Consider the following 17,899-nt stretch of genomic DNA (forward strand, 5'->3'; position numbering starts at 1 on the left):
AGGGGGAATCATCCGCAACTCTTGTATCCCGATTGCTTGCAGCGCGCGGCCATCCCCTTGGCTTGTGCGATTGCCTGCGACGTCATCGCTTGGCCGACCTCGTCGCGTGCCTTGGTGATCACGCCCTTCACCGCCTCGGGCGCATTGTCGGTTGCGAGGTCGAGCCACAGGTAGGCGAGCTCATTGCTCTGCGGCACCCCGCGTCCCGTCCGGTAGCGCGAGCCGAGGTCATTTTGGGCGTAGTAGTAGCCTTGCTCGGCCGAGCGGCGCAGCCATTTCACCGATTCGGCGGGATCGGCCGCGACGCCCCAGCCGACGGCATAGAAGACGCTGAGCGCATGCTGGGCCAGCGGGTCACCCTGCTCGGCGGCGGCGCGGTACCAGCGTGCCGCCTCGCTGTAGTTCTGCTCGACACCGAAGCCGTCCTCATACAGGCGGCCGACCAGGTACTGTGCCCGCGCCTGGCCGCGCTCCGCCTCGGGACGCAGCAGGCTGAAGGCCCGCGTGTAGTTCTTGCGCCGGTAGGCTTCCTGGCCATCCTCGAGCGGACCGGCGGCGGCTGGCCCCACGGCTGTCGGGCCGGTTGCCAGCATGAGCACTGCGGCGAGGAAGAGGATCGATCGACTCGTCATGCGGTATCCTTGCGTCAGTAGGCCGCCTCGAGCAGGGGCGGCGTCTCGGTGACCTGCGCCTCCGGCGAGCGGGCGCCGGCATTGGCGTTGAAGTTCTTCACCGTCTCGCCGGCGACCGCAGGGAAATCCGCACGTGGAATGTCGAGCTGGCGCAGCCGCGTCGGCATGCCCGTGCGCTGGAAGACGCCGCCCTGAACCCGCTGCCGCTCATCGATCTCCTCGTCCGCGTTGCCGCTATGTATCATCTCTCCCGGCCTCGCCGCAGGCCTTCCTTGACGCCATGTTCACCGACGGGGACAAATCGTCCCCATGGATCGCCCGTCCGATCACACCCCGATCCCAGTTGCATGCAGGAGGCGATGCAAGCCTTGCATCGCCCGGCGTGAAAGCCCGATGACGTGACCGATCCTGTCGAGGCCAGCCGGTCCGAGGAGCCGCCGGCACGGCCGCCCCCTTCGCCGCCGCCGCGTCGGCGCAAGTCCTGGCTGCGCCTGATCCTGCTGGTCCTTGCCGCGATCCTGATCGTCGGCGTGGGGTTCGAGGGTCTCAAGACCGTTGGCAATCGATCCACCCCGGTCAGCGAGGCAGCGAGCGGACCGCCGTTTGTGCGCGTTGCCGCGGCCCAGCGCGGTGTGCGTGAGACGACCTTGTCGTTACCTGGCGACATCACCGCCTTCGAGGAGGCGCCGGTCTATGCGCGCGTCAACGGCTACGTCAGAAGGTGGACCGTCGATATCGGCGCGCGGGTCAAGGCCGGTCAGCTGCTGGCCGAGATCGAGACGCCGGAGCTGCACCAGTCGCTCCGCCAGGCCCAGGCCCTGGTGCTGCAGGCCAAGGCCAATGCCGAGATCGCCCGCATCACCTTTAACCGCTATCTCGGCCTGGTGAAGACCAATGCCGTGTCGCAGCAGGATGTCGACAACAGCCGCGCCGCCCACGAGGCTCGCCTGGCCGATGTTGCTGCCGCCGAGGCCGAGGTCGGCCGGATCGACGCGACGATCGCCTTCCAAAAGATCTATGCGCCGTTCGACGGCATCGTCGGCGCGCGCAACCTCGCCAAGGCGACGACCGGCGCGCTGATCGATCTCGGCAGCGGCGACGCCAAGGCATGGCTCTACAAGATCTATCGAATGGACCCGGTGCGCGTCTACGTGAGCATGCCGCAGATCTACCTGCCGATGGTCAAGGATGGCTTCGCCGCCGATGTCGTGGTCCGCGAATATCCCGACCGCACCTTCAAGGGAAAGGTCGTGCGCAACGCGGCATCGCTCGATGCGACCTCGCGCACCATGCTTGTCGAGGTCGAGGTGCCCAATCCCGACGGCCGGCTGCTGCCTGGCCTCTACTCGACCGTCCATTTCCTGTTGGTCAACCCGGCGCCGCCGATCGTCGTCCTGGATTCGTCGGTCATCGTCCTCGATGGCGCGCCGCAGATCGCCATCGTCGACAAGGACGACGTCGTGCAGATCCGCAAGGTGCAGCTTGGCCGCGATTTCGGCCGGTCGGTCGAGGTCCTGACAGGATGCGAGGAAGGCGAACGCGTCGTCCTCAACCCTAGCGACCTCCTGAAGAATGGCGCGAAAGTCCGTGTGCGTACCGGCAACCCGTAAGCCGGCACGGGTCCTGTGCGCACTTGGCGCCAGCCTCGCCGCCGTGGTGGGCCTCGCCGCGTGCGATCCGGTCGGACCGAACTATGTCCGCCCCGAGCCGCCCGTCCCGGCACAGTTCATCGAGGCTGGCCCATGGAAGGAGGCGGTGCCGCAGGACACCATCGCGCGCGGCGACTGGTGGACCATCTTCGGCGATTCGACGCTGAACGGGCTGCAGGCCGAAGCGGTGCGGCGCAATCCCGATCTCAAGGCCATCGCCGCCCGCGTCCTGCAGGCGCAGGCCATCGCCGGCATCTCCAAGAGCTACATGTATCCCGAGCTGCAGGTCGGCGGACTGGCGCAACGCTTCGCCAACAACTCCAATTTCGCCGTCCTGGTCGATCCGGCCACCGTCACCGCCAACACGGCGACCATCACCGACGGCTTCAAGGCGGTTCCGCTCTACTCGACCTGGGAGATCGATTTCTGGGGCCGCATCCGACGCCAGATGGAAGCGGCGCTGGCGGAGCTCAGCGCCAGCATCGCCGCCTATCAGGTGGCCCTGCTCACCCTGAACGGCGAGATCGCCCAGACCTATTTCGAGCTGCGCACGACGGACGAGCTGCAGCGCGTCATCGCCGAGAACATCGCGCTGCGCCGCGGCACCTTCGAGCTGGTCAAGGCGCGCCGCATCGACGGGTTGTCGAGCGACGTGGCGCTCCTGGAGGCCGAGACCGCGCTGCGCACCGTCGAGGCGCAGGCGCCGCCGCTCGAGGCACAGCGTAGCCGCCTGGTCCACAGGCTCGCGGTGCTTACCGGGAGCAACCCCGAGGCCCTGACCATCGGCAAGGAACCCTTTCGCCAGGCCATTCCGGCAATCCCGGTGGGACTGCCATCGGACCTCCTGCAACGCCGTCCGGATATTGCCAAGGCCGAGCGCGAGCTTGCCGCCTACAATGCCCGGATCGGCGTTGCCGTGGCGGCCTACTTCCCGACCATCCAGCTCACTTCGGCGGTCGGCTTCGAGAGCTTTGCCCTGTCGACGCTTGTCCAGCCGACCAGCAACATCTGGGGCATCGGACTGAGCCTCTTCCAGTCGCTGTTCAATTCCGGCCGCACCACGCTCAACGTCGAGCGCTCGCGAGCGGCCTACGAGGAGCAGGTGGCGCTCTACCAGGCCCTGCTGCTGAGATCCTTCCAGGAAGTCGAGAACGCGCTTGCCGGGCTGCGCCACCTGAGCCAGCAGGCGCGCCTTCAGCAGATCGCCGTGACCAGCGCCAGCAACACCGCCATCCTGGCGAGCCAGCGTTTCCAGCAGGGGCTCGTCTCGATGCTGGACGTGTTGAACGCGCAGCGCGCCGTGCTCGCCTCGCGCACCGTCGCCGTCCAGATCACCAACGACCAGCTGATGACGACGGTCGCCCTGATCAAGGCGCTGGGCGGCGGCTGGCAGGACCGGTCGCAGCAGGTCCCCGAAGGCCTGCGCAGCATGTGGGCGCCGCCGCTCAAGCAGTGATCATTTTCCTCCCCAGCGTCTTCGCTGGGGAGGTGTCCGCGTAGTCGCGGACGGAGGGGTCATGAGCAGCGGGACTGGGGCTTCTGACCCCTCCGTCTCGGATTACCGAGACACCTCCCCAGCGAAGTTGGGGAGGAGGCATGACTACGCCCTCAGCAGCTCCGCCCCTTCCTGCGGCGTGGCCGGACGCCAGTGGCGGTGCATCAGGCTGAAGATCACCGGCACCAGGACCAGGGTGGCGATGCAGGCGAACAGCATGCCGCCGATCACCGCGCGGCCGAGCGGGGCGTTCTGGTCGCCGCCTTCGCTGAGGCCGAGCGACATCGGGACCATGCCGAACACCATGGCGATCACCGTCATGATCACCGGCCGGAAGCGTGCCTCGCCGGCACTGAGGGCAGCCTGGATCGCCGTCTGGCCGTCGTTCAAGGCGTTCTTGGCGAACGAGATGACCAGGATGCTGTTCGCGGTCGCCACGCCCACCGTCATGATGGCGCCCATCAGCGAGGGAACGCTGAAGGTGGTTTGGGTCAGGAGCAGCATCACGACGACGCCGCAGAATGCGCCGGGCAGGGCCATGATGATGATGAAGGGGTCGGTCCAGGATTGGAAGTTGATGACCAGGATGAAATAGACCAGCAGGACCGCGGCGAGCAGCCCTTGCCCGAGCTGGTCGAAGGCGCGGTCCATGGTCAATCCCTGGCCACCCATCTCGATGACGATGCCCTTGGTCAGGCCGACCGATTCCTCGGCGATGATGCGCCTCACCGCGGAGACCACCGAGCCGGTGTCGACGCCCTGGACGTTGGCCATGACGTCGAACGTGACCAGCACGTTGGTGTGGTCGACCTGGGCGGCGATCTGGGTGCGGCTGATCTCGGCGATGTTGCCGAGGAACTGGGTCTGGGCACCGCCGCTGCCGCGGATCGGGATGTTGGTCAGGTCCTCCATGCGGCTGAGCTTGTCGAGCGGCGATTGCACGACCAGCCAGTAGGTGTGACCGGACTGCGGGTCGGTCCAGAAATTGGGATTCACCATCAGGCTGGAGCTCGCCTCCATCAGCACGTTGCGGGCGACGTCGCGCTGGGTGAAGCCCGTGAGACCTTCCTCCCTGGCCATCTTGGCTGCTCGGTCGCGGTCGACGTCGATCTTCAAGGCCGGCTGGTTCAGGCGCTGCTGGATTCGAATGTCGACGGCACCCGGCACGGCGAGCAGCCGCTTCTCGATCTTCTGGGCGACGGCGTGCAGGGTCTCCGTCTTGGCGAGGCCGAATACCTTGATGTCGATGGGGGCGGGCAGGCCGAGATTGAGGATCTGGGTCTTCATGTCGCTTGGCTGGAAGTAGAACAGCAGCTCGGGATACCTTTCCGGCAGCACCTGCCGCAGACGGCGCGAGTATTCCAGCGAGCCGTGGCGGCGTGTCGGCTTCAGCGCCACCAGGATCTCGCCGTCGGCCGAGCTCGCCGTGATGTTGTCGCTGAAGATCAGGTTGTTGGGCTCGGGGATGCCGATATTGTCGAGGATCACCGCGATATCGTCGCCCATGACCTCGCGCATGGTCTCCTCGACCTTGCTGAAATAGACTCCGGTTTCCTCGATTCGCGTGCCGGTCGGCGCCGAGACGTGCAGGCGCAGGCTGCTGCCGTCGCTGGGCGGAAAGAAGTCCCGTCCCATTCCCGGCACCGCGAGGGCGGCGAGAATGGTCGCTCCGGCGAACACCGCCAGGACGGCGACCGGATGATGGAGCGCCCGGGCCAGCAGCGCCACGTAGCGTGCGCGCAGGCGCAGGAAGCCGGAGTCGAAGGCCAGGTATGCTCGCCGGAAGAATCCCGGCTGCGCGGCCGCACCAGCGCCCGACTGCGTCGCGTCGCGATGCTCGCCGCGGATCAGGTAGTTGGCCAGCACCGGAACCAGCGTGCGCGACAGCAGGTAGGAGGTGGCGATGGCGAACAGGACGGCCAGCGCCATGGGCACGAACAGGAAGCGCGGCGGGCCGGTCAGCAGGCCGACTGGCAGGAAGACGATGCAGATGCACAGGGTCGACACGAAGGCCGGGATGGCGATCTCCTGGGCGCCGTCGAGGATCGACCGGATCAGGTTCTTCCCCATCGCGAGGTGGCGATGGATGTTCTCGAGCGTGACCGTCGCATCGTCGACCAGGATGCCCACCGACAGCGCAAGGCCGCCCAGGGTCATCAGGTTGAGCGTGTTGCCGGTGGCGCCGAGCAGCAGGATCGACGTGAAGATGCAGATCGGGATCGAGATGACCACGACCAGGGTGCCGCGCCAGCTGCCGAGGAACACCAGAATCAGGAGGCCGGTCAGGCCGGCCGCGATCAGGCCCTCGACCACGACGCCCTGGATGGCTTCCAGGACGTAGATCGACTGATCGAACAGGATGGTGAACTGCAGATCGCCCGGCGTCGGGATGGTCTTCAGGACCTCCTTGGTCTGGGCGATGATGTCGAGGGTCGAGACCGAGCCGCTCTTGCCGACCGACAGGAACACCGTCTTCTGCCCGTCGAGCCGCACCAGGTTGGTCTGCGGCTGGTAGCCGTCACGGACATGGGCGACGTCGCGCACGTAGACGATGTTGCCGTTGCTGCTCTTGATCGGAACGGCGTTGAGCAGCTCCATCGTCGTCGGGCTGTTGTTCATCTGCAGCATGTACTCGGTCCTGCCGATGCGGACCGAGCCGGTCGGCAGGATGACGTTCTGCTTCAGCATCGCGGTGTTGATGTCGTCGGCCGTGACGCCGTGCGCCATCATCTTCTCGGGATCGAGATCGATCATGATCACACGCGCGTTGCCGCCCCACGGCAGCGGCAGCTGGGCGCCCTCGACCGGCGCGATGGCCTGCCGCACGGTGAATTGCCCAAAATCGAACAGCTGGGACTCGGTCAGCGTCTCGCTCGCCAGGGCGACCAGCATGACGGGAACGCTCGACGGATCGTAGATCAGCACGTAGGGCGGAGTCGTGCCGACCGGCATCTTCTTCAGGATCGTCTGCGAGGTCGCCGTGACCTGCGCCAGCGCCCGGTCGATATCGACCTGGGGATGAAAATACAGGCGCATCATGCCGAAGCCGAAGATGTTGCGCGATTCCATCCGCTTGATGTCGACCACGAACTGCGAGGTGAGGAACTCGCTCCACTCCGTGATGTCGTTGGCCATCTTGGCGGCCGGGAAGCCCGGGTACTGCCACAGGATCGTGACGGTGGGCTCCTTGATGGCCGGAAAGATGTCCTTGGGCAGCCGGATGGTCGAACCGATGCCGCCGATGATCAGCATCAGCGACAGGACGATGAAGGTGTAGGGCCGGAGCAGGGCAAGCTTGACGATCCACATCTCGGTGCCGGCCTAACGCAAGCCGTCTCGTGCTGAATCCGTATCGGCGTTCCGGCAGGCTCCAGCCGTGCTCGCTGGCAATCGACGTGCAGGCACTCTCAGACGACAGCTCCCCCTCGTTGCCGTCATGGGGCCATGGGCCCGTCTGGGCGTCAAGGCAGGGCCGCCGATCGCGTCGACGCACCACTGCTTGCTCCCTCAGCGCTCTACAACCCTCCTTCGTCGTCGGGGCCCGATGACGGGGACGGGACTGCAGATGCGCTCACTCCTCATCGGAGGCGCTTGGGCCGCTCACGCGGGGCCAGCTTGGCATCACGGCGGCCACGGCGTGCGCCAGCTGATGCTGGAAGTAGGGCTTGGCGATCTTCGGCACGTCGGCGGCAAGGCCTAGCGGCAGATCGACGAAGGCGGTCGCCAGCAGGACCGGCAGGTCGGGCCAGTGGCGTCTGATTTCCTCGACGAGCTGGGCACCGGTCATCGTCGGCATGGCATGATCGGTGATCACGAGGTCGAATTCCTCGCCCTCGGCCAGCTTTTCCAGGGCCTGCCGTGCCGAGCTCGCTGTCGCCACCCGGTGACCTAGGTCTTCCAGCATGGCGGCGGTATTGAGGAGGACCTGCGGGTCGTCATCGACCGAAAGGATCGACAGCGGCAGCAGAGGTTGCGGTGACGTCGGCGGTACCTCCCGCATCGGGGGGAGTGGCTGGCGTTGCTCCAGGATGGGGAGCCATATCGTCGCTGTCGTGCCGGCGCCCGGAGCGCTCTCCAGCGTCAGTTGACCACCCAGCTGTTCGGCCATGCCGTGCACCATGGAGAGACCCAGCCCGGTACCCTTCCCGACGCCCTTGGTCGTGAAGAATGGCTCGGTGGCGCGACGCAAGGTCTCTGCATCCATCCCTTCGCCGCTGTCGATGACAGACAGCAGGACATAGCGACCAGGCTTCAAGCCGATGGCGTCGGTGCCGTGCACCGTCTCCTCGCGCGCCGCGATGGTGAGCGGACCGCCCCTCGGCATGGCGTCGCGGGCATTCACCGCCAGGTTCAGCAACGACATCTCGAGCTGGTTGGGATCCGCCAGCACCTGTCCCAGCACCAGGGGAAAGCGGGTCTCCACCGTCACGATGGTGCCCAGCGTCCGCTGCAGCAGCTCGGTCATGCCGCGGACGAGCGTGGGGAGGTCCACGGGTTCAGGCCGCAGCTCCTGGCCGCGCGCAAAGGCCAGCATGCGCTGGGTAAGGGTGGCGCCACGATGGGCGGCCTGGAGCGCATTGTCGATCAAGCTCGACGCGCGTGCATCGCCGCCGACGCGCTTGTGCAGCAATTCGAGGCTGCCGATGACGGCGGTCAGCAGGTTGTTGAAATCGTGCGCGACGCCGCCGGTCAGCCTGCCGATCGCTTCCATCTTCTGCGCCCGAAACAGCGTCTCGCGGGTGCGCTCGAGCTGCTCCTGCGCCTCGCGCCGCTCGGTGATGTCGCGCGTCACCTTGGCGAAACCGAGCAGTGTACCGTCCGGCGCCCGTATCGGATCGATGACGACATTGGCCCAGAAGCGCGTGCCATCCTTGCGTATCCGCCATCCCTCCTTTTCATAGCGGCCCTGGCGCGCAGCCGTGTCGAGCGCTTTGCGCGGCTCATCGTTGGCGCGATCCTCGTCCGTGTAGAAGCGCGAGAAGTGCTGGCCGATGATTTCCTCGGGACGATAGCCCTTGATGCGCTGGGCGCCAGCGTTCCAGTTGCTGACCCGTCCTTCGGTGTCGAGCATGAAGATCGCGTAATCGGTGACGCTCTGCACGAGGAGGCGGAACTCCTCCTGGCTTTGCAGAAGCGACTTCTCCACCGCCTGGCGCTCGGAGAGATCGCGAGTCACCTTGGCGAAGCCGACCAGGCCACCGGTCGGGCTGCGGATCGGGTCGATGACGACATGCGCCCAGTAGCGGCTGCCGTCCTTGCGCACCCGCCAGCCTTCGCCCTCGAACTTGCCTTCCTGGTCCGCCGTCCGAAGCGCGCGGGCCGGCACGCCTGCCACCCGATCCTCGGGCGTGTAGAAGCGCGAGAAGTGGCGGCCAATGACTTCTTCCGCCGTGTAGCCTTTGAATCGTTCGGCTCCGGCATTCCAGCTCACCACGAGACCCGACGGGTCAAGCATGTAGATGGCGTAGTCGATGACGGCATCGACCAGCATCCGGAAGCGACGCTCGTCGCTCAGCGCGTCGGCGAGCTGGCTCTCCGGGCCGGTGTCGTTTGAGGCCTGCGGCAGCTTGCCAGACAAAGTCATCTGGCCATCCTTTCGCAGTGAACGGCTGAAATTCTTGACATATCGCACAAAATGGCAACGCCCACCCAAGGGCTCGGTTGCAGGGGGCTGCCGGTGCGCTTCACGCTGTCCTGATCATCCGTAGTGAGGCCGATCTACGAGGACGGTCGCCGCAACGCGGCAGAACGGAAACGCACTCAGGCATCCTCGGTTACCGGCGCGGCACTGCCGCAACCATCGCAGCGCACGCTGATCACGCGGCGCAGTCCGCGGCAGCCCGGGCACACCCCGAGGCTGAAGCGCCCGACCGGCAAGGGCCGACGGGTTGGTGTCTTCGGCGCGGCGAACAACGGTCTCAACCAGTCGAGCAGGGAGATCATCGGCGGCAGCATACACTGGTTTGGCGGTCGCGGCTGGTCGGCGGCGTCCGGCTTTGGCCTGCGATGGCGATGGGCTATCGTCCCGACGAAGCACCAACATCAGCGGGGGAAAGATGGACCTCAAGGGAACGGTCGCCGTGGTCACGGGCGGCAATGGCGGGCTGGGACAGCGCATTTGTCACGCCCTGGCGGCACAGGGCTGTCATATCGCGGTCGTCTACGCTCAGAGCCGGGACCAGGCCGAGGACGTGGCGCGCGGCCTCGAGAAGCATCAGGTGGGCGCCGCCGCCTTTGCCTGCGACGTCACCAAGCGCGACCAAGTGCAGGGGCTGGTCGACGATGTCGTCAAGCGGTTCGGCCGGCTCGATATCCTGATCAACGATGCCGCCTACAACAAATCAATCCCGTTCACCGACCTCGACAACCTCACCTACGAGGAATGGACCAAGATCATCGACATCAACTTGACCGGTCCGATGCTGTGCATCAAGGCTGTCGCCCCGGTGATGAAGCGCCAGGGAAGCGGGCGGATCGTCAACATCTCGTCTGTCGCCGGCCTTGGCCCGACCGGCTCGTCGATCGCCTATGCCGTTTCCAAGGCAGGGCTGATCCATCTCACGAAGTGCATGGCCGTGGCGCTTGCGCCCGAGGTGCTGGTGAACTGCGTGGCGCCGGGCTTGCTCGAGGGTACGCGCGCGACCGCCAACCTGCGGCCCGAGGTGATCGAGAGCGGCCGCCGGCTGTCGCTGCTCGGCAAGGCGGCCGACAAGGACGACTGCGCCGATCAGGTGGTCACGATGTGTCGCACCAACACGATGACCGGCCAGACCCTGGTGATCGACTCCGGGCGCACGTTTCATTGAAACATTCCCCTCCCCGGCGAAGCCGGGGAGGGGAATGATCATCGAAGCCCCGCCGCGCCGGTGCGGGCTCTGGCGGCGCCCTCGCGGGCCATGTCGGCGCACAGGCCGGTGTAGGCCGTCGGGTCGAGCAGCTTGGCGATCGCCTTGGCATCGACGTGCGCGGTGAGCCGCTCGTCGGCGGCGAGCAGCTCCGAGAACGGCTTGCCCTCGACGAAGGCCGCCTGCGCCGCGTCGTAGACGATGTCGTGGGCATGCTGTCGTCCAATCGCCGTGCCGAGGTCGAGCATCACGGCTTCGGCCATGATCAATCCACCGCCCAGATCGAGGTTGGCCCGCATGCGCTCAGGGTCGACCCTCAGGCCGCGCATGATCTCGGCCAACCGGCCCAGCATGTCGCCGGTGGCGACGCAGGCGCGTTGCTCGGCGGCATCCATCATCAGGCTGGTCGTGCGGTCGGCCTCGTGCTCGGTCGTCATGGCCTCGAGCGCCAGCGGCACCTGGCTGCGCACCTCGGCGGCGGCGGCGATGATATCCTGGCAGAGCTTGGGATTGCGCTTCTGCGGCATCGTCGAGCTGCCGACCGTGCCGGGCGGTACCGGCTCCTCGACCTCGCCGAACTCGGTCTTCATCAGGGTATAGATCTCGCGGCCGATCTTGCCGCCGGTGGCGGCAAGCAGGCCAAGCACGCAGATGTTCTCGGCCAGATGATCGCCGAGCGCGCGCGACGGCACGGTCATCGAGCCGAAGCCCAGCAGCCGGCCGATCGCCTGCTGCACCGGCGGTCCCTGCTTGCCGAGCGACGCGAAGGTGCCTGCGCCGCCGCCCAGCATGGCGATGAACAGCCGCGGCGCGAGCTGCTGCAGGCGCTCGACGTGGCGCAGCAGCTCGTCGATCCAGACGGCGACCTTGTAGCCGAAGGTGGCCGGCACGGCGTGCTGGCCGTGCGTGCGCCCGGCCATCGGCATGTCGGCAGTGCGCTCCGCCAGGTCCGCCATCGCGGCCAGAATCTCGCCGAGTTGGCGCAGGAAAACCGCATGCGCCTGGCGCAGCACCAGCAGGTCGCCGGTCTGGGTGATGTTCTGGGTGGTGGCCCCCCAATGGACCCAGCCGCCATGCGGGTCGCCGACGATGCGCCCCAGCTCCCAGACCAGCGGCACGAGCGTGTGGCCGGTGCGGGCAAAACCCTCGTCGATGCGCGTCCGGTCCATCAGCTCGAGCTTCGCCTTGGCGGCGATGGCCTCGGCTGCCGCGGCCGGGATGATGCCGAGCTCGGCCTGCGCGCGCGCCAGCGCGGCCTCGACGTCGAGCCAGGCCTGCCAGCGGTTCTCCAACCGATAAAGCGCGCGGATACCGGGATCGGCGACCCGGGTCGCAGTCGGCAGCGTGTCGCTCTCGTTTGCCATCGGTGACTCCTTCAGTGAGCCAGCAACAGGGGAATCGGGCAGGACGAGATCACCTTGGCGGTGGCGCCGCCGAGGCCGAGGAAGTTGCTCAGTTGCCCGTGGCCGTAGGCGCCCATCACCAGGAGATCGGCCTCCTTGTCCCGGGCATATCGGATGAGCGCGCGGCCTCGCGCGCGCCCGGATATCGTGCCGGCATCCATCGCCTCGACCGTCGCGGCGATGCCGCGGCGTCCGAGGTAGCGCACGAGACGCGGTGCGCCGGCGGCAGCCGGCTCGGCGCCGGCCATGACGGTCACCTTGCTCGCCTTCTCGAGGAAGGGCAGGGCAGCGCCGACGGCTCGTGCTGCCTGCGCGCTGCCGTTCCAGGCGACGACCACCGAGGATGGCGGATTGGAGGGCAGGTTGGGCGGGGCGATCACGACGGGGCGCGCACAGTCATAGAGCACGTGCTTGACGGTCGACGGCGCGATGTTCTCGGCATCGGCTCCCGGCCGGCCGAGCAGCACCAGGCTGGCGTAGCGGCCCAGGGCGACCAGCCGGTCGCGCGTCATGTCGCCGCCGCCGGCAAAGGTCGAGCCATCGAGCGGCGCGATGAGGTCGTGGAAGGCCCGCTCCGACTCGGCGGCGCGTGACTTCAGCCTGTCGTCGGAAAGCCGCTTGAGGAACGGCATGGCCTGAGACGCGATATCGAGATCGCCCTGATGGGTCTCGGCAAAATGGATGGCGTCGACCGTGCCGTCGAACATGCGCGCGATGCGCGCCGCGAGGCCGAACGACACCACGGCATCCGGCCCGCCCTCGGATATCGCAAGGATGGATTTGTACATGCTCTCCCCAGCCCCTCCGGTCGGTATCTACTCTACTCTTTATCCCTCCCCAGCTTCGCTGGGGAGGTGCCCCCGTAATCGGGGGCGGAGGGGTCATGAGCCTCAGTCCCGCTGCTCATGATCCCTCCGTCGGCATCGGCTTTTGGCCGCAAAGCGGCCAAACGCCTTTAGACGCCGACACCTCCCCAGCAAAGCTGGGGAGGAGAATGAGATGAGCGCCACAGAGTGGCGCGCTCCCAGCCATGACCCCTCCGTCGCCGTATGACGGCGACACCTCCCCACTGCGTGGGGAGGAAAAACACTACGCATTCGGATCGCCGGCATTCGGGAAGAACAGCTGCTCGCCGCCGACCTTGTAGTCGGCGATGGCGCGCTGGCCCTGCGGCGAGATCAGCCAGTCGATGAAGCGTTGGCCGGCCTCCTTCCTCACCGTCGGATGCTTCGCCGGATTGACCAGCATGACGCCGTACTGGTTGAAGAGGCGCTTGTCGCCCTGCGCGACGATGGCGAGGTCGGCCTTGTTGCGGAAAGAAAGCCAGGTGCCGCGATCGGCCAGCAGATAGGCATTGGCGGCGGCCGCCGTGTTGAGCGCGGCCCCCATGCCCTGGCCGATCGACTTGTACCAGTCGCCCTTGTCGGCGGCGATGTCGATGCCGGCGTCCTTCCACAGCCTCAACTCGGCGACATGCGTGCCCGACCTGTCACCCCGCGAGATGAAGGGAGCCCTCTTGTCCTTGATGGCGCGCAGCGCCGCGGCGATGTCGGTGGAGCCCTTCACGCCGGCCGGATCGCTCTTCGGACCGATCAGCACGAAGTCGTTGTACATGACGGGATATCGCCTGACGCCGAAGCCCTCGGCCTGGAACGTCTCCTCCTCGGGCTTGGCATGGACGAATACGACGTCGGCATCGCCGCGCCGGCCGACGTCGAGCGCCTGTCCGGTGCCGAGCGCCACCACCTTGACCTCGATGCCCGTCGCCGCCTTGAACAGGGGCAGCAGATGGCCGAACAGCCCGGAGTCCTGGGTCGACGTCGTCGAGGCGACCAGGATCGAGGTGTCCTGGGCCGATGTGGGCACCGTGGCTGTGGACGACAGCACGGCGATGGTCAGCAGGGCGAGCAATCGGCGGCCGATCTTCATGGTATGGCTCCGGTTGACGGGATCAGACGAGCAATTCGCCGGCGATGAACTTGCGCGCTTCATCGGTGAGGGGCGAGTCGAAGAAGCGGGCGGCAGCCGCGGTTTCGACGATGCAGCCGCGATTGAGCAGCATGACGTCGCCGGCGAGGCGCCGCGCCTCGCCGAGATCGTGCGTCGACAGCAGCACCTTGATGCCGCGCTGGCTGACGGTACGGATGACGTCCTCGATCGCCTTGGTCGAAGCAGGATCGAGGCTTGCGGTCGGTTCGTCGAGGAACAGCACGTCAGGTTCGCGCGCCAGCGCGCGGGCGAGGGCGAGCCGCTGCTGCTCGCCGGCCGACAGGCGCCGCGCCGGGCGCTCGGCGGCGTGCTCGAGCCCGACCAGGGCGAGGAGCCTGTCGATCGCTTCGTCGTGTTCCGCGCGGGCAATGCGTGCGGCGCGGAGCGCATAGCGAACGTTGGCGGCTGCGCTGCGCCGCAGCATCGTCGGGCGCTGGAAGACAATGGCCCGTCGAACCGGCGGCACATGCTCGCGCCCCTGCCAGGTGATGGTGCCGCGCACCGGAGCGACCAGGCCCATGGCGGCGCGCAACAGCGTCGTCTTGCCGGCTCCGTTCGGTCCGATGAGCACGGTCGGCGCGCCGGCGGCAATGGTAAGGGATATGCCGTCGAGCAGCGTCGCGTTGTTGGCGGCAATCGTGACATTGTCGAACCGGATCGGCAGGTCCGCGCTCATCCGGCAAGCCGCTCGGCGGCACGTCGCACGGCCCAGGCGAGGGCGTTGACCATCAGCACGATCGCCATCAGCACGATGCCGAGTCCGATCGCCAGCGGCAGGTTGCCCTTCGATGTTTCGAGCGCGATCGCCGTCGTCATGGTGCGCGTGTAGCCCTCGATGTTGCCGCCGACGATGATGACGGCGCCGACCTCCGCCGCGGCGCGGCCGAAGCCCGCCAGCAGGGCGGTGATGAGGCTGAAACGGGCATCCCAGACCAGGGTGCCGACGCGGCGCATCCATCCCACGTTCATCGCCGTGAGCTCGTCGCGATACTCGAGCCAGAGATCCTCGATCGTCTGGCGCGACAGGGCGGCGATGATCGGCGCGACCAGGATGGTCTGGGCGATCACCATGGCCTGCGGCGTGAACAGCAGGCCCCACGCGCCGAGCGGACCGGAACGGGAGAGGGCGAGATAGACGACCAGGCCGACCACGACCGGCGGCAGCCCCATCAGGGTGTTGAGCAGCACGACGACGCCGTCGCGGCCGCGAAACGACGTCAGCGCGATCAAGGCGCCCAGCGGCACGCCGATCAGGGCGGCGAGAAGGACCGCCGACAGGCTGACGACCAGCGCCAGCACGACGATGGCGAACAGCGCCGGATCGCCGCTCAGCACGAGTTGCAGGGCCGAGGCATTGTCGGGCATCGACTGGGCCGATTGTCACAAGGCGCAGGTGCGGAAGCCCGCGAAGACGTCGCGGCGGTCGGGCGTGAAGAAATTGCGATAGGCCGGACGGGCGATGCGGGCGCTGGTCGCCCAGCAGCCGCCGCGCAACACCTTGCGCGAGCCGAACCACGGCTGCGAGTAATCCTTGTAGGGATCGGCGGCGAAGCCGGCGAACGGCAGGAAGTCGGACGATGTCCATTCCCAGACGTTGCCGATCATCTGCCGGCAACCGAAGGCGCTGTCGCCTTCCGGGAAGGCTGCAACATCGGCCGGTGCGTCGTGCGTGAAATCGAGATTGGCATGGCGCGGCGAGGGCGACGCATCACCCCACGGCCAACGCCGCCGGTCGCGCGCCAGGCGCGCGCCGTCGGCCGACGGCATGCCGACCGCGGCGGCTTCCCATTCGGCTTCGCTCGGCAGGCGCCGTCCGGCCCAGCGACACCACGCGTCGGCCTCGAACCAGGACACGAAGACGACCGGCGCGTCTGGGGCAAGCTGTTCGGTCTGGCGATAGCGGCGCTGCGTCCACACGCCGTCCCGCTTGGGCAGCCAGTAGACCGGATGCTCGGCGTCGCGACTCTCGCGCCACGCCCATCCGGCCGCGCTCCAGAGCTCTCGCGTGCGATAGCCGCCGGCCTCGATGAAAGCGGCGAAGTCGGCATTGGTGACGGGCGCGCGGGCGATCTCGAAGGGCGACAGGATGGAGTCGTGCGCCCATTTCTCGTTGTCGAAGACGAAACCGTCGGCGGGAGTCGAGCCAAGCCGCCAGGTGCCGCCGGGAATCGCGGCGTCGCCGGGCAGTGCTCCGGCAGCCGGCACGGGCGTACCAGCCAGATCGACCGGCGGCGCAAAGGCCAGGGTCTGGCGCGTGTAGGTCAGGGCCTCGACATGCATGTCCTCGTGGCGGATGGCGAGCTCGTAGAAGTAGCGCGCGTCCTCGTCGGCCGTGCCCAGCAGGTCTTCCTGCCGGGCGAGGACATCGGCCATGTAGGCGAAGGTGCCGGCGCGATCGGGCAGATCGAGTTGCCAGCGCGTGGCGTGCGGCACGGCGCTCGAATCCCACAGCCTGTCGGCGCGCTCGATCAGCGGCGCGCGGCCGGCGACGTGGCGCAGCGTCCAATGCTCGTGGAACCAGGCGACATGGCCGATCTCCCACAGCACGGGATTGACGATGTCGAGGCGCGGACCCAACAATTCGGTCGATGCCAGATCTTCCGTCAAACGCCGCGTGCGAAGACGGGCCTCGCGCAGTTGCGCCCCAAGTTCGGCAGCGGATGCCCCGCTGGTCGGCCGATGGGCTTGGCTGTGGTCCATGAACATCGTCCTTATCACACCGTCCGGTCCGACTTCACGTACCGGCAACAGGATCGCCGCGACCCGCTGGGCGCGCATCCTGCGCCGTCTCGGCCATCGCGTGGGCCTGGCGGCCGACTATGACGGACGCCCCGCCGATCTGATGGTCGCCGTGCACGCTTGGCGCAGCGCCGGGCCGATTGCCGATTTCAAGGCGCGCCACCCGGCGCGGCCGCTGATCCTGCAGCTGAGCGGCACCGACATCTACGACTACCTGACCAGCGATCCGAGGCCGACGCTGCGCTCCATGGAGCTCGCCGACCGCCTGGTGGGGCTGAACGACCTTGCCTGGCGAGTCGTGCCCACGCGTCTGCGGACGCGGCTCTCCGTCATTCACCAGTCGGCGACATCCCTGCCGCACGGCAATCAGCCCAGCCGACGGGCCGTGGTGGTCTCGGTGATCGGTCACTTGCGTGACGTCAAGGATCCGCTGCGTGCCGCCAAGGCTGCGCGTCTCCTGCCGGCGGACAGTCGCATTCGCGTCGAGCAGGTCGGGCGTGCCTACACCGCCACGTGGGCGGCCGAGGCGACGGCGGAAATGGCGGCCAATCCACGCTACCTCTGGTGCGATGATGTTCCGGCCGCCGCGGTGCGCCGGCTGCTGGCCCGCAGCCACGCCATGGTCATCTCGTCGTTGAGCGAAGGCGGCGCCAACGTGGTCTCCGAGGCCATCGTTGCCGGGGTCCCGGTTCTCGCCTCGCGCGTTGACGGCAATGTCGGCCTCCTGGGCGGCGACTATCGCGGCTACTTCCCCGTCGGCGATACCGGAAAGCTTGCCCGTCTGATGCGGCGGATCGAGTGTGAGCCGGCCTTTGTCGCGACGCTGCGCCAAGCGTTGCGCCAGCGCGCGCCGCTCTTTCGGCCGGCACGCGAGATCGCCGCGTGGCGTCGCCTGCTCGCCGGCCTGACCGATTGAGCTTCATCGCTGGAAGCGCGCCACTCCTGTGGCGCTCATTGTCTTCCGGACCGCGAGCGTCTCGTTCGCTCAAGCTCATGAGCGAGCGAGACGCTCGTTGGTGTGGACGGCCCCCCGACGGCATCGATGTGCCAAGGTGAGGTCGTTGAAATCTCACACCAGGGGAGCCGTCCATGGCAAAGATAGCACGGATAGGGGTCGATACATCGAAGAGCGTTTTCCAGGTGCACG

The 17,899-nt window shown here is 67.4% G+C and carries 14 protein-coding genes; 4 read left to right on the forward strand and 10 right to left on the reverse strand.

Annotation, left to right across the window (positions count from 1 at the left end):
* Positions 1-8: 8 nt before the first annotated feature.
* Both ACILR9_RS35215 and ACILR9_RS35220 read right to left on the reverse strand, forming a co-directional pair.
* Positions 9-632: a tetratricopeptide repeat protein gene (locus ACILR9_RS35215; protein WP_395714664.1), complete on the reverse strand. Its 624-nt coding sequence runs from the start codon at positions 630-632 to the stop codon at positions 9-11.
* Between the two features lie 14 nt (positions 633-646).
* Positions 647-877, reverse strand: a complete 231-nt coding sequence (locus tag ACILR9_RS35220; protein WP_395714665.1) for a hypothetical protein — start codon at positions 875-877, stop codon at positions 647-649.
* A gap of 153 nt (positions 878-1,030) precedes the next feature.
* On the opposite strand from ACILR9_RS35220, the gene ACILR9_RS35225 reads away from it, so the two are divergent.
* Both ACILR9_RS35225 and ACILR9_RS35230 read left to right on the forward strand, forming a co-directional pair.
* Positions 1,031-2,242: an efflux RND transporter periplasmic adaptor subunit gene (locus ACILR9_RS35225; RefSeq protein WP_395714666.1), complete on the forward strand. Its 1,212-nt coding sequence runs from the start codon at positions 1,031-1,033 to the stop codon at positions 2,240-2,242.
* Complete coding sequence (locus tag ACILR9_RS35230) at positions 2,205-3,737, forward strand: efflux transporter outer membrane subunit (protein ID WP_395714667.1); 1,533 nt, start codon at positions 2,205-2,207, stop codon at positions 3,735-3,737. Before ACILR9_RS35225 ends, ACILR9_RS35230 begins: the two co-directional genes overlap by 38 nt.
* 144 nt (positions 3,738-3,881) lie before the next feature.
* Here ACILR9_RS35230 and ACILR9_RS35235 read toward each other — a convergent pair whose 3' ends face one another.
* Both ACILR9_RS35235 and ACILR9_RS35240 read right to left on the reverse strand, forming a co-directional pair.
* Positions 3,882-7,085, reverse strand: coding sequence for an efflux RND transporter permease subunit (locus ACILR9_RS35235; RefSeq protein WP_395714668.1), 3,204 nt, complete (start codon positions 7,083-7,085; stop codon positions 3,882-3,884).
* A gap of 262 nt (positions 7,086-7,347) precedes the next feature.
* Positions 7,348-9,360, reverse strand: a complete 2,013-nt coding sequence (locus tag ACILR9_RS35240) for a PAS domain S-box protein (protein WP_395714669.1) — start codon at positions 9,358-9,360, stop codon at positions 7,348-7,350.
* A 472-nt stretch (positions 9,361-9,832) separates the two neighbouring features.
* On the opposite strand from ACILR9_RS35240, the gene ACILR9_RS35245 reads away from it, so the two are divergent.
* Positions 9,833-10,582, forward strand: coding sequence for an SDR family NAD(P)-dependent oxidoreductase (locus ACILR9_RS35245; protein ID WP_395714670.1), 750 nt, complete (start codon positions 9,833-9,835; stop codon positions 10,580-10,582).
* Positions 10,583-10,620: 38 nt separating this feature from the next.
* On the opposite strand, the gene ACILR9_RS35250 is transcribed toward ACILR9_RS35245, so the two are convergent.
* The 6 genes from ACILR9_RS35250 to senA form a co-directional block, all read right to left on the reverse strand.
* Complete coding sequence (locus ACILR9_RS35250) at positions 10,621-11,985, reverse strand: adenylosuccinate lyase family protein (protein WP_395714671.1); 1,365 nt, start codon at positions 11,983-11,985, stop codon at positions 10,621-10,623.
* Positions 11,986-11,996: 11 nt separating this feature from the next.
* A complete protein-coding gene (locus ACILR9_RS35255; RefSeq protein WP_395714672.1) occupies positions 11,997-12,812 on the reverse strand; it encodes a universal stress protein in 816 nt (271 codons plus the stop codon).
* Between the two features lie 301 nt (positions 12,813-13,113).
* Positions 13,114-13,953, reverse strand: a complete 840-nt coding sequence (locus ACILR9_RS35260) for a substrate-binding domain-containing protein (protein WP_395714673.1) — start codon at positions 13,951-13,953, stop codon at positions 13,114-13,116.
* A 22-nt stretch (positions 13,954-13,975) separates the two neighbouring features.
* The gene (locus ACILR9_RS35265; protein WP_395714674.1) at positions 13,976-14,689 is read right to left on the reverse strand and encodes a metal ABC transporter ATP-binding protein; all 714 of its coding nucleotides are present in this window, start codon (positions 14,687-14,689) and stop codon (positions 13,976-13,978) included.
* Complete coding sequence (locus tag ACILR9_RS35270) at positions 14,686-15,378, reverse strand: ABC transporter permease (RefSeq protein WP_395714675.1); 693 nt, start codon at positions 15,376-15,378, stop codon at positions 14,686-14,688. The genes ACILR9_RS35265 and ACILR9_RS35270 overlap by 4 nt, the downstream gene beginning before the upstream one ends.
* A 15-nt stretch (positions 15,379-15,393) precedes the next feature.
* Positions 15,394-16,713: a selenoneine synthase SenA gene (gene senA, locus ACILR9_RS35275; RefSeq protein WP_395714676.1), complete on the reverse strand. Its 1,320-nt coding sequence runs from the start codon at positions 16,711-16,713 to the stop codon at positions 15,394-15,396.
* On the opposite strand from senA, the gene senB reads away from it, so the two are divergent.
* Positions 16,712-17,668, forward strand: a complete 957-nt coding sequence (gene senB, locus ACILR9_RS35280; RefSeq protein WP_395714677.1) for a selenoneine biosynthesis selenosugar synthase SenB — start codon at positions 16,712-16,714, stop codon at positions 17,666-17,668. The two genes, senA and senB, sit on opposite strands and share 2 nt — an antisense overlap.
* The last annotated feature ends 231 nt before the right edge of the window (positions 17,669-17,899 follow it).

The organism is Reyranella sp., assembly GCF_044224635.1.
GTDB lineage: Bacteria > Pseudomonadota > Alphaproteobacteria > Reyranellales > Reyranellaceae > Reyranella.

What these genes read in the sequence shown, in the direction of transcription:
- ACILR9_RS35215 (WP_395714664.1), bottom strand. Translation starts at nt 632, where the DNA reads ATGACGAGTCGATCGATCCTCTTCCTCGCCGCAGTGCTCATGCTGGCA.
- ACILR9_RS35220 (WP_395714665.1), bottom strand. Translation starts at nt 877, where the DNA reads ATGATACATAGCGGCAACGCGGACGAGGAGATCGATGAGCGGCAGCGG.
- ACILR9_RS35230 (WP_395714667.1), top strand. Translation starts at nt 2,205, where the DNA reads ATGGCGCGAAAGTCCGTGTGCGTACCGGCAACCCGTAAGCCGGCACGG.
- ACILR9_RS35235 (WP_395714668.1), bottom strand. Translation starts at nt 7,085, where the DNA reads ATGTGGATCGTCAAGCTTGCCCTGCTCCGGCCCTACACCTTCATCGTC.
- ACILR9_RS35240 (WP_395714669.1), bottom strand. Translation starts at nt 9,360, where the DNA reads ATGACTTTGTCTGGCAAGCTGCCGCAGGCCTCAAACGACACCGGCCCG.
- ACILR9_RS35245 (WP_395714670.1), top strand. Translation starts at nt 9,833, where the DNA reads ATGGACCTCAAGGGAACGGTCGCCGTGGTCACGGGCGGCAATGGCGGG.
- ACILR9_RS35250 (WP_395714671.1), bottom strand. Translation starts at nt 11,985, where the DNA reads ATGGCAAACGAGAGCGACACGCTGCCGACTGCGACCCGGGTCGCCGAT.
- ACILR9_RS35255 (WP_395714672.1), bottom strand. Translation starts at nt 12,812, where the DNA reads ATGTACAAATCCATCCTTGCGATATCCGAGGGCGGGCCGGATGCCGTG.
- ACILR9_RS35260 (WP_395714673.1), bottom strand. Translation starts at nt 13,953, where the DNA reads ATGAAGATCGGCCGCCGATTGCTCGCCCTGCTGACCATCGCCGTGCTG.
- ACILR9_RS35265 (WP_395714674.1), bottom strand. Translation starts at nt 14,689, where the DNA reads ATGAGCGCGGACCTGCCGATCCGGTTCGACAATGTCACGATTGCCGCC.
- ACILR9_RS35270 (WP_395714675.1), bottom strand. Translation starts at nt 15,378, where the DNA reads ATGCCCGACAATGCCTCGGCCCTGCAACTCGTGCTGAGCGGCGATCCG.
- senB (WP_395714677.1), top strand. Translation starts at nt 16,712, where the DNA reads ATGAACATCGTCCTTATCACACCGTCCGGTCCGACTTCACGTACCGGC.
- senA (WP_395714676.1), bottom strand. Translation starts at nt 16,713, where the DNA reads ATGGACCACAGCCAAGCCCATCGGCCGACCAGCGGGGCATCCGCTGCC.